General features: G+C 69.6%; 9 protein-coding genes and 1 pseudogene. 2 read left to right on the top strand and 8 right to left on the bottom strand.

Features of this window, described 5'->3' with window-relative positions:
• Positions 1-1,452: preprotein translocase subunit SecA (locus tag BFF77_RS19295; protein ID WP_342671241.1), on the bottom strand; the 1,452-nt coding region annotated here is incomplete at its 3' end.
• A 238-nt stretch (positions 1,453-1,690) separates the two neighbouring features.
• Here BFF77_RS19295 and BFF77_RS19300 point away from each other — a divergent pair.
• The gene (locus BFF77_RS19300) at positions 1,691-2,365 is read left to right on the top strand and encodes a GNAT family N-acetyltransferase (protein ID WP_066951341.1); all 675 of its coding nucleotides are present in this window, start codon (positions 1,691-1,693) and stop codon (positions 2,363-2,365) included.
• A 30-nt stretch (positions 2,366-2,395) separates the two neighbouring features.
• Positions 2,396-3,604, top strand: a complete 1,209-nt coding sequence (locus tag BFF77_RS19305) for a winged helix-turn-helix domain-containing protein (protein ID WP_066951344.1) — start codon at positions 2,396-2,398, stop codon at positions 3,602-3,604.
• Positions 3,605-3,668: 64 nt separating this feature from the next.
• On the opposite strand, the gene BFF77_RS19310 is transcribed toward BFF77_RS19305, so the two are convergent.
• The 7 genes and pseudogenes from BFF77_RS19310 to BFF77_RS19340 form a co-directional block, all read right to left on the bottom strand.
• Entirely contained in the window at positions 3,669-4,430 is a 762-nt protein-coding gene (locus BFF77_RS19310; RefSeq protein ID WP_066951346.1) for a response regulator, read from the bottom strand.
• A 242-nt stretch (positions 4,431-4,672) separates the two neighbouring features.
• The gene (gene hpf / locus BFF77_RS19315; RefSeq protein WP_066951350.1) at positions 4,673-5,365 is read right to left on the bottom strand and encodes a ribosome hibernation-promoting factor, HPF/YfiA family; all 693 of its coding nucleotides are present in this window, start codon (positions 5,363-5,365) and stop codon (positions 4,673-4,675) included.
• A gap of 312 nt (positions 5,366-5,677) precedes the next feature.
• Positions 5,678-6,400, bottom strand: coding sequence for a ComF family protein (locus tag BFF77_RS19320; RefSeq protein WP_066951349.1), 723 nt, complete (start codon positions 6,398-6,400; stop codon positions 5,678-5,680).
• Between the two features lie 248 nt (positions 6,401-6,648).
• A complete protein-coding gene (locus tag BFF77_RS19325; protein WP_107422194.1) occupies positions 6,649-8,502 on the bottom strand; it encodes an LpqB family beta-propeller domain-containing protein in 1,854 nt (617 codons plus the stop codon).
• The gene (mtrB, locus tag BFF77_RS19330; RefSeq protein ID WP_079125303.1) at positions 8,492-10,564 is read right to left on the bottom strand and encodes an MtrAB system histidine kinase MtrB; all 2,073 of its coding nucleotides are present in this window, start codon (positions 10,562-10,564) and stop codon (positions 8,492-8,494) included. The genes BFF77_RS19325 and mtrB overlap by 11 nt, the downstream gene beginning before the upstream one ends.
• A 1-nt stretch (position 10,565) precedes the next feature.
• The gene (gene mtrA / locus BFF77_RS19335) at positions 10,566-11,243 is read right to left on the bottom strand and encodes a two-component system response regulator MtrA (RefSeq protein ID WP_009333493.1); all 678 of its coding nucleotides are present in this window, start codon (positions 11,241-11,243) and stop codon (positions 10,566-10,568) included.
• 7 nt (positions 11,244-11,250) lie between these two features.
• Positions 11,251-11,561, bottom strand: a pseudogene (locus BFF77_RS19340) (S-methyl-5-thioribose-1-phosphate isomerase); the annotation flags it as partial.

An 11,561-nucleotide genomic window follows, 5' to 3' on the forward strand; every position in this document is an offset into this window, starting at 1 on the left:
GGCGACGATCGTCGCCTCCCGGTCGTGCTGCTTGGCGTTGAGCACCTCGTGCTGGACACCGCGCTTGTTGAGCTGCTGCGAGAGGTACTCGGACTTCTCGACCGAGGTGGTGCCGACCAGGATCGGCTGGCCCTTCTCGTGCTTCTCCGCGATGTCGTCGACCACGGCGGCGAACTTGGCGACCTCGGTGCGGTAGATCAGGTCGGACTGGTCCACCCGGACCATCGGCCGGTTCGTCGGGATCGGCACGACGCCCAGCTTGTAGATCTGGTGGAACTCGGCGGCCTCGGTCATGGCCGTACCGGTCATACCGGAGAGCTTGCCGTAGAGGCGGAAGAAGTTCTGGAGGGTGATCGTGGCGAGGGTCTGGTTCTCGTCCTTGATGTCCACCCCTTCCTTCGCCTCGATCGCCTGGTGCATGCCCTCGTTGTAGCGGCGGCCGGCGAGGATACGGCCGGTGTGCTCGTCGACGATCATGACTTCGCCGTCGATGACGACATAGTCCTTGTCGTTCTTGAAGAGTTCCTTGGCCTTGATGGCGTTGTTCAGATAACCCACCAGCGGGGTGTTCACCGACTCGTACAGATTGTCGATGCCCAGCCAGTCCTCGACCTTCGCGACACCCGGCTCGTGGATGGCGACGGTGCGCTTCTTCTCGTCGACCTCGTAGTCGCCGGTCTCCTCGATGCCCTTGAGCGGATTGCCCGCCTCGCCCCTGGTCAGCCGGGTGACCAGCTTGGCGAAGTCGCCGTACCACTTGGTGGCCTGGTCGGCGGGGCCGGAGATGATCAGCGGCGTACGGGCCTCGTCCACGAGGATCGAGTCGACCTCGTCCACGATCGCGTAATTGTGACCGCGCTGGACCAGTTCCTCCTGGGACCACGCCATGTTGTCGCGGAGGTAGTCGAAGCCGAACTCGTTGTTCGTGCCGTACGTGATGTCGCAGGCGTACTGCTCACGGCGCTGCGCGGGCGTCATGTTCGCCAGGATGCAGCCGACTTCGAGGCCCAGGAACTTGTGGACGCGGCCCATCATCTCGGAGTCGCGCTCGGCCAGGTAGTCGTTCACCGTGATCAGGTGGACGCCCTTGCCGGACAGCGCGTTCAGATAAGCGGGGAGCGTGCCGACGAGGGTCTTGCCCTCACCGGTCTTCATCTCGGCGACATAGCCGAGGTGCAGCGCGGCGCCGCCCATCATCTGGACGTCGTAGTGGCGCTGGCCGAGAACGCGCTTGGCCGCCTCGCGTACGGTCGCGAAGGCCTCGGGGAGCAGGTCGTCCAGGCTCTCGCCGTCGGCGTAGCGCTCTTTGTACTCGGCGGTGAGCGCCCTCAACTCGGCGTCGGAGAGGCTCACGAAGTCCTCTTCGATGGAGTTGACCTGGTCCGCGATGCGGTGCAGTTTGCGCAGGATCTTGCCTTCGCCTGCACGCATGAGCTTGTTGAAGACGGACACTGAGGTTGGTCTCCTTGCCGGTCGGGCCTGGCACGGGTCGGATATGGACACGGGCGCGGGCACGGCAGGCGGGCCCCACCGCAACGGCCATCGTAAGCGAGGACCCGCCTGTGCCGGGAGGGCCGCCGTCACGTGGGCCTGCTGTCACCCGCAAGAAGAACGCGCGGAACCCGTCGAAGGTGCCGGTGCCACGAGAAAACCGGTCGTGACAAGGCACACGCCCCGGCAGAATCCGGGCATGGATCCCCTCACTCTCACGACGGAGCGGCTGCGGCTGCGCCCGCCGGAACCCGCCGACGCCGAAGAGATCTTCGCGGCCTGCCAGGATCCGGACATCCAGCGATGGACGACGGTCCCCTCGCCGTACGAACGACGGCACGCGGTTGACTACATCGGCCGGCTCGCCCCGGAGGGCTGGCTCCACGACACCGCGTACACCTTCGTCGTGGAGCGGCGTGGCGGTGGCCCGGTGATCGGCGCGGTCGCGCTGCACCACCCCCGCTCCGGCACCTGGGAGATCGGCTTCTGGACGGCCAGGGAGCACCGGGGCGGCGGCTGCACGGCGGAGTCGGTGACGGCGCTGTCGCGCTGGGCCTTCACGGAGGCGGGCGCGGACCGGGTGGAGTGGCGTGCCGAGGTCGGCAACGCGGGCTCGCGCGCGGTCGCGGAGAAGGCCGGTTTCGTGGTGGAGGGCGTGCTGCGCGCCGGACTGCTCAACAAGGGCACTCTGCGTGACTGCTGGATAGGCGCGCTGTTGCCCTCCGACGCGGGGCTGGCGGGCGCCCATCCGTATCTGCCCGCGCAGACGGACGCGCGGGCGGCACATACGGAACACGGTGCGGATACGGCGCGGGCCGTGTCCGGGGCCGCGAGTGACTCCGCCCGGGCCCGGGACGTACCCGCCCGGCCCTGAGTGTCGGTGGCGCCGTCTATCGTGCGGACCATGACCACTGTGCCACCCGCCGCCGAGCTGTCCGCCGACGACGCCCGCCGTATGGCGCTGCGCGCCCAGGGATTCCTCGGCGCGCCCGACCGGCGCGGCGGCGTCCGGGGCGTCCTGCGCCATCTCGGCGCCGTCCAGCTCGACACCATCTCGGTGCTGGCGCGGTCGCACGAGCTGATTCCGTACGCACGGCTGGGCGCCGTCGGCCGCAGGACGGTCGAGGACGCCTACTGGACGCCCGCGCCCGCCGGAGAACCCTCACCGAGCCCGCACGCGTTCGAGTACTGGTCCCACGCGGCCTGCGTTCTGCCCATCGAGGAGTGGCCGCACTTCGCCTTCCGCCGCCGTGCCTACCGCGCCCGCCCGCACTGGTACCACGAGCTGGCGGACGGCGCGTACGAAGCGGTGATCAAGCAGTTGCGCGCGGAGGGCCCGCTGACGGCCACGGAGCTGGGCGGCGCCAAGAACGGCGGCCCGTGGTGGGACTGGTCGGAGGCGAAGGTCGCCGTCGAGCGCGCGCTGATGCTCGGCGAGGTCGTGTGCACCGGCCGGCGCAGCTGGAAGCGGGTGTACGACCTCGCGGAGCGCGCCGTCCCCGACGCGCTCTTCCATGACGACCTGGACGACAGGGAGTGTCTGCGCCGGCTCGTCCGGCTCGCGGGCCGGTCGCTCGGTGTCGGCACGCGCGCCGACATAGCGGACTACCACCGTCTCAAGGGCGAGCAGTTCGACGCCGTGGTCGCCGACTCGGGGCTGGTGCCGGTGACGGTCGAAGGATGGGGCAAGCCCGCCTGGGCCGATCCCGAGGCACTGGCGAGCACTCCCCGGGGACGCCACCGTACGACTCTGCTGTCGCCGTTCGACTCCCTGATCTGGGAGCGGGCGCGCACGGAGCGGATCTTCGGCTTCACCCACCGGCTGGAGGCCTATGTGCCCAAGCCCAAGCGGGTGTACGGCTATTTCGCGATGCCGCTGCTGTCCGGCGGCCGACTGCTCGGCCGTGTCGACCCGGCGCGCGAGGGGAAGACGCTGGTGGCCAAGCAGGTGTCCCTGGCGACCGGCAAGGCCGTGCTCCCCATGGCCCAGGCGTTGCGGGAAGCGGCGGAGTGGGTGGGCTGCTCAGACGTCCGCGTGGAGCGGACAGCCATCGAGCAGAAGGACGCGCCGGAGCTGCGCGGCCCGCTCGCCGACGCGCTCACCGCCTTGTGACTGACCGCCGTCCGGTTTGCCGTCCGACCGCTCAAAGGTGGCTCAGCAACCGCTCAGTGGCCGTTCAGCGGATCTCCAGGATCTTCTCCCGCATCGCGTAGACCACGGCCTCCATCCTGGAGTGCAATTGCAGCTTCTCCAGAATGTTGCGGACATGGTTCTTCACGGTGTTCTCGGAGATGAACAACTCCTTGGCGATATCGCGGTTGTTCATTCCCGTGGCCACCAGCTTGAGGACTTCCAGTTCACGATCGGTCAGCCGCGGCGCGGGCACGAGTCTGCGCTCGTCGGTGCGCTGAATCATCGACTTGAACTCGGTCAGCAGCTTGGACGCCATGGACGGACTGATCTGTGACTGTCCGTCGGCCACGGCGCGGATGGCGGTGGCGACCTCGTCGGTGGAGATCTCCTTGAGGAGATAGCCGGTGGCGCCCGCCTTGATCGCGTCGTAGAGGTCGGCCTCCTCGTCGCTGATCGTCAGCATGATGATCTTGGCGCTGGGGGCCACCTCCTTGATGGAGGTGCAGGCCTCGATACCGCCGCGCTTGGGCATCCGTACATCCATCAGCACGATGTCCGGCAGCAGATCCGCGGCCTTGTCCACGGCCTCGGCGCCGTCACCGGCCTCGCCGATGACCTGGATGTCCTCCTCCTGGGCGAGGACGATCTCCAGTCCACGGCGGAAGAGGGCGTGGTCGTCCACGACAAGGACCCGGATGGGCTCCTTGCGGGAGCCGCCCCGTTCCGTGTCGGCGTCGGACCGGGCGCCGCCGACCGTGTCGTCGGCATCGTCCGCGCCGTGCACCGGTCCGAAGCTGTCCGCCATCGTTCCTCCCCCTGAAGGCCGTGGCCCGAGTTCGTCAAGAGCCGGCCAACCGCAGTTCGCAGACCATTCGTTGGCTTGCGACGCCATGATTCCATGCCCGGGTGGCAGTGCGGTGACCCTTCGGTCCGCACGCCGGTGCCCCTGAGGCGCGGGGGGCGCTCAGGGGCACCGGCGGAGCACGTGCTCCGGCCCGATTCCCGGCCGGCACACGGCCCGTCCGTCAGCCGCGTGCGGCTGACGGCTCAGCCGCCGAGGGCGCCGCCCGCACCGCCGGCTTCCGAACCGGCGAACGGGTCCGTCCTGAGGTGGATCACACCGTAGTCGTACGCATGGCGCCGGTAGACGACGCTGGGTTCCTTGGTGTCGGAATCGACGAAGAGATAGAAGTCGTGCCCGACCAGCTCCATCTCGTAGAGCGCCTGATCGAGTGTCATCGGTGCCGCCGCGTGGTTCTTCTCCCGGACCACCAGGGGTCCCTCACCCTGTACCTCCAGCGTGCCGATCCTGGTGGTGGGGACGGCCTCGGCGGCAGCCTGTTCCGCGGCGGTCTGGCCGTTGGCGTTCAACTGAGCCACGTCAGGAACGACTTCGACGACCTCGGCGGCCGAAAGCCGCCCATTGCCACGCCGGTTGTGACGCTTCTCGTGCTGCTTGCGCAGCCGGGCCTCCAGCTTGCCGGTGGCCAGATCGAGCGCCGCGTACGGATCGGCCGCGGCGGCCTCCGCGCGGATCACGGGGCCACGGGAGTGGAGCGTGATCTCCACCCGGTCGCACCGGTCGGCCTGCCGCGGGTTGTGCTCCTTCGAAACCTCGACGTCGAGGCTGATCACCTTGCCGTCGAGCTTCTGGATCTTCTCCAGCTTCAGCTTCTCGGCCACGTGCTTGCGGAACCGCTCGGGCACCTCGGTCTTGCGGCCCTTGACGACGATGTCCACGCAGAACTCCGTTCCCGGATCACTCCGCCTCATTGCGGAGTTACTCCTTGTTGCACCAGACCCCAGTAGTCACCGGAGCCTCGGACTTGGCGACTTTCACCTCCTCCTCCCCCGTCGGCGTGATCTCCACCCCCCGAAGATTCGAGGTTCTGAAAACGCCGAGCAGACCAGTGCATTCAGTGAGTCGTGGCTTGCGCCATTCCTCATAACCGAACATAGCCCTCCCGGACGGGTGTCGGCACCCGCTACCGGGATGTACCTCTGTTCAGGTCTTCTTCTTCCCCGTTTACCAGCAACGATGCAAGATCGCGATCAGTTCCGGTTTATTTCGAAGGACAGGGGCATCGCGGCCACGACTGCCGCGCTCACCTGTACGTATCCCGGAATGCCGGACCCCGTTGCGGCACGCAGTGCCCGCGCCGCCTCGACGAGCGAAGAACCGGTTGTCATGAGATCGTCCACCAGCACCACCCGGCCGGCCGCGGGCAGCCGCGCGCCTCCGACGGCCACCTCCAGCGCGCCCGAGAGATTCACCCGTCTGCGACGGGCGTCGAGACCCGCCTGGTCCGCCACCGCACGCCGCTGCCGCAGCACCGGCAGCACCCGGCACGGCCGGCCCGCGCGCCTCAGCTCACCCGCGGCGGCCAGCGCCATCCGGCGGGTCGCGTCATGACCACGCGCTCCGACGGCGCGCCGCGAGGAGGGCATCGGCACGAGCAGCAGCGGTTCGACTCCCGTACCGGCCGGTGCCGCGGCCCGTACGGCTCCGGCCAGGGCGCGGCCCAGTGGCGCGGCCAGCCCGAGCGCGCCCCGCTCCTTGTGTGCCAGGACAACGGCCCGTACGGCGTCCTCGTACGGCGCCGCCGCGTGCACCACCGGCAGCCCCACCGGCTCGGGAACCGGCCGCACCCGGCACGGCCACGTCCCGTACAGCGCCCGTCCGCACTCCTCGCACAACGGCGTCCTGGGGCTGCCGCATCCGGCACAGACGACCGGCAGCACCAGGCCGGCGATCTCGCACCACCACCCCCGCATGGGACCCACTGTGCCAATGACGCGGGCGCCCGGCCACCCCTGTGGACAACTGGTTTCGGCAGAGCCCGGTGCCCCGGCCCGGTACATACCCGCACGTCGGCGCGTGCGTATGGGCAGTGGCCATCCCGGCCGGAGCCGAACGCCGCTCCTCGGCCGCCGTCCCGGCGGCCGAGCGGGCACCGCCGGGACCGGCCGTCAGGGACGCGTCCTCCAGCTGCCGGGGAGGCGTCACGGGCCGATGGGCACGGTCAGCCGGGATAGACCGGTGACGAGCCGTTCTCGACCATCGTCTGCCAGTTCGCCCCCATGGGCAGCCCCACGATCCCCGCCTCCTGGGTGTCGGCCACCAGTGGCTGCCGGTCGTCGTCGGCCGCCGCGATCGCCGTCACCGGGGACAGTCCCGGCAGCACACCGGCCGCCGAGGTCGATCCGTCGGTCTGGATGTAGCGCACCTGCTCCACCCCGCCGGACTCCTTGCCGACCACCACCAGCCGGCTGGGCCCCGCCCAGGACACCGCCGTCACCGACTCCATCTGCGGCGCCACGGGCTGGAGTCCTCTCACGGACACCTCCGGCTCGGGCCCGGAGCCGTCCCGCTCCACCCGCCCGATCCGCAAGGTGGTCCGTCCGTCCTCGGACAGCAGCATCGCGATCCGTACCCCGTCCGCCGACACGCGCAGCGCCTCTATACGCGCGCCGCCCAGCCCGTCGATGGTGACCGGCAGTGGCGCGCCGGCACCCTCCGCGAACCGCAGCAGACGCGGCTGGGCGGGGTCCCGGTCGGCGATCCACAGATCTCCGTGTCCGTCCCAACTCGGTGCGGACAGCCGGTCCTGGGGGCGGGCGCCCTTGCTCTCCACAAGCGGATCGCCCAACTCGCCGTCCGAGAGTATGGAGGCCACATGGAGCGACTTGGCGTCCTCGGAGACACCCGCCGCGTGCTTCTCGTCACGCGCGACCGCGACCGAGCCGAGCTTCGGCCCGTCCTTGCCGAACGGCCCGACGACACGCACCGGGTCGACGCTCTCGTCGGCGCCGATGTGGAGTGTCGACAACCGGCCGCCGCTGTCGACGAAGTACGGGTTGTCGGGACGCCCGGTGGTGCGGTCGGGCGCGAACTCCTCGGCCTGGTCCCCGCTGAGCACACAGAGCGAGGATCCGTCCGCCAGCAACTCGACCTGACTGACCGGGGTGGAGGTCAGATCCCGCAGAGTGAAGAGCAACTGCGCCGCCATCTTGCGGCACTGGCTGCGTCCCGCCTTGGACGCCTTCTCGTTCAGCGGCACCTTCAGCGCGTTCCGGTCGTCGAACTCCAGCGATCTGGTGCCCTTCTGAAGGGCCGTACCGGCCGGGAAGGGCGAGTCGACCACCGGCTTCAGCCAGTGCGTCGGCCCGTCGAGCAGGACCTTCACCGCCTGGGTGACCGGATCCATCCGTGTCGTGGGGTCTATTCGCTGACGGATGTAGACGGGGTCCGCGACCAGCCAGTTCTCTCCCGAAGCAAAGTAATACTTATTCATGGAGCGGTAGTTGCGCTGGAAGTCCGACTCGCCGAGCACCAGTCCCGGCGGCAGGCTGTCGATGCGCCATTCCTTGGTGTCCGCGCCGGTCTTCTCCTGCACGAGATGGATCATCCCGTTGTACGGCGTCGGCTCGACCGGCTGATAGGCGTGCGCGGAGTCCACATCGGCGATCCGGTCCCCGTACAGCGGATAGGTGCGACCGCCGTCATCGGCGCCGGCGGGCGGCTCCTTGACCGGGGCGGGATCGGGCGCGGCACGCAGCACGGTCGTGCTCTCGCCCGGCTTCCAGTCCCTGGACGCCCCCTTCGTCAGATATTTCCTGGCCATCGCGAAGTCGGGATCGTCACTGGTCATGGCCTCCAGGAAGCCGTCGACGATCTCGTCGGGCCCGGCCTTCTCCCGGGGCGGCACGGCGTACACCCGCACCTGCGACTCACCGGGCGGTGAGGCCTTCACCGGCTCCACGTCACCGCTGTCGGGGATCGACGCGCACCCGGCCAGCAGCGCGGCGACGGTCGCCAGCAGGACCGGCGCGCGCATCACCCGTCCCAGGCCGTACCGACGGCGGTCAGCGCCCACGAATCGTGTCCTCCCGCTCCGTAACCTGCTGGGTGGAACCACCGGACCCACCCGGGCCGTGCCCGGCGCCGGGCCCACCGTCGGAAAGAGACTCCTCGGCGGGGCGCGCCACCACGCGCGCTCCGTTGCCCGGCATCGCCGCGGGATCCACCGCGGGGGCCGACGAGGGCGGCGACGGCACACCCGGCGCGGCGGGCAGCGCGGAGCGGTCCGCCCGCTGCTGGACGGGCACATTCGCCAGCCGCTGCGCGCTCTCCTTGAGTTCATGGGCTCCGGCGCGCTCCCGGTTGCGCCGGGAGTCCTCGGGCTCCAGCGGTATGGGCGAGCCGCGCAGCGCCTCGTCCGCCGTACGGGGCAGTGTCAGCCGGAACTGGGAGCCGCCGCCGGGCTCGCCCCAGGCCTGGAGCCAGCCGCCGTGCAGCCGCGCGTCCTCGACGGCGATCGACAGCCCGAGGCCGGTACCACCGGTGGTACGGGCGCGCGCCGGATCGGCCCGCCAGAAGCGGTTGAACACCCGGGTCGCCTCACCGGGCTTGAGTCCCACACCGTAGTCACGCACGGCGACCGCGACGGCCCCGCCCGCGACTCCCATCCGTACGACCACGTCCCGGCCCTCGCCGTGCTCGACGGCGTTGACGACCAGATTGCGCAGCACCCGTTCCACACGGCGGGCATCGGCCTCGGCGACGACGGGCTGCTCGTCCCCGAGAACACGGATCCTGCTGCCCTTGGCCTGCGCCAGCGGCTCGGCGCCGCCGATCACCCGCCGAACGACAACCCGCAGATCTATCGGCTCGGCCTCCAGCGCCGCCGCGCCCGCGTCGAAACGGCTGATCTCCAGCAGATCCGACAGGAGCGACTCGAAGCGGTCGAGCTGGTCGCCGAGCAGCTCGGCCGAGCGCGCCGTGACGGGATCGAAGTCACTGCGTGCCTCATGGATGACATCGGCGGCCATCCGCACGGTCGTCAGGGGCGTGCGCAGCTCGTGCGAGACGTCGGAGACGAACCGCCGCTGCATCCTGGACAGCTCCTCCAACTGCTGGATCTTGAGCTGGAGGTTCTGCGCCATCTTGTTGAACGCTTCACCGAGGCGCGCGATGTCGTCCTCGCCCGTGACCTTCATCCGCTCCTGGAGACGGCCGGTGGAGAGCCGCTCGGCGATACCCGCGGCCATCCGTACGGGCGTGACGACCTGCCGCACCACCAGCCAGGCGATGGCCCCGAGCAGCACGACCACAAAAAGCCCGGCCGTGGCGAGCGTGCCCTTGACCAGGTTGAGCGACTGCTCCTCCTGGGTCAGCGGGAAGAGGTAGTACAGCTCGTACGCGTTGCCGTCGACGTCGTTGAGCCGCTTGCCGACGATCAGCCCCGGCTCCGGCTCCCGGTCCTCGGTCGCACCGGTGTACCTGATCTGCGCGTATGTCTCGTACGGCCCGGTACCCCGCGCCACGGCGGAGCGCAGATCGGCGGGAACGCTGGCGAAATCCACTCCGCCCGAGACCCGGGGCGCGCGGTTGGTGGAGACCACGTCCTGGGCTTCGGGACTCAGCGCCACCACATTGAAGGCACCGGGGCCGCCGCTGGCGAGCTGTTCGACCAGGTCGGAGCGCCAGTTGACGGAGTTCCTCCCCGACTTGCCGCTCGTCCCGTCGGCGTCCCGGCCACCGGGCGCGGCCGGTGCGTCGGCCTTCTCCTTCGCCACGGTGAACCCGCCCGCCGCCTGGCTCTGGGCCGCCTTCTCCTTGGCTTCGAGCAGACCGTTGCGCACCTGGCCGATGACCACGAACCCGAGCAGCAGCACCACACCGAGCGACATCAGCAATGTGGCGGCGACGACCCGGAGCTGGATATTGCGCCGGTAGAGCCGTACAGCGGGCAGCAGCGGCCGTCTCACCCAGCGCACCAGCAGCCGAAGCACCGGTCCGCCCGGCGAGCCGTCCTGGAGCAGCCGGCCACTCTGGAAGAGCCGGCCGAACCACGAGAACACCTGTCCCGGGCCGACAGCCCGCCCCGCACGGACTCCCGGCTCCCCGGGCTTCGGAGCAGCGCTGCCGCCGGGCATGTCAGCTCGGCCCTGCCTTGTAACCGACGCCACGGACGGTCACCACGATCTCCGGGCGCTCCGGGTCCTTCTCGACCTTGGAGCGCAACCGCTGGACATGCACATTGACCAGCCTGGTGTCCGCCGCGTGCCGGTAGCCCCACACCTGCTCCAGGAGCACCTCACGCGTGAACACCTGCCACGGCTTCCGTGCCAGCGCGACCAGCAGATCGAACTCCAGCGGCGTCAGGGCGATCGACTGCCCGTCCCGCTTCACCGAGTGACCCGCCACGTCGATGACAAGATCGCCTATCGCCAACTGCTCCGGTGCCGGCTCCTCGGACCTGCGCAGCCGCGCCCTGATACGGGCCACCAGCTCCTTGGGCTTGAACGGCTTGACGATGTAGTCGTCGGCCCCCGACTCAAGCCCCACCACCACATCGACCGTGTCGCTCTTGGCCGTCAGCATGACGATCGGAACCCCGGACTCGGCCCTGATGAGCCGGCACACCTCGATACCGTCCCGACCGGGCAGCATGAGATCCAGCAGCACCAGGTCCGGCTTGGCCTCCCGGAAAGCGGCGAGCGCCTTGTCACCGTCCGCTACGAACGACGGCTCGAAACCCTCACCACGCAGCACAATCCCGAGCATCTCGGCCAGTGCGGTGTCGTCATCGACGACAAGGACACGTCCCTTCATATCGACATCATCCCATTAGCTCATCGTTACCTTGGCGTGACCTGACACACAGCTCCGCGATTCCGGCCCCGGTCACCGGGGACAGCGCGCCTTTTTCGGTGACGATCGCCGTCACCAGTTCCGGGGGTGTGATGTCGAAGGCAGGGTTGTACGCCTGCGTTCCCAGGGGCGCCACCGGCATCCCACCCCCCGCCTCCACTCCCGCCACCGCGGCCTGCGGCGCCGTGACCTCCGTCACTTCCTGTCCCGATCGCTGCTCCACCTCGATCGACGCCCCGTCCGGGGTGTCGAGGTCGATCGTCGTGGTGGGGGCGACCA

This window comes from Streptomyces lushanensis (genome assembly GCF_001700515.1).
Lineage (GTDB): Bacteria > Actinomycetota > Actinomycetes > Streptomycetales > Streptomycetaceae > Streptomyces > Streptomyces lushanensis.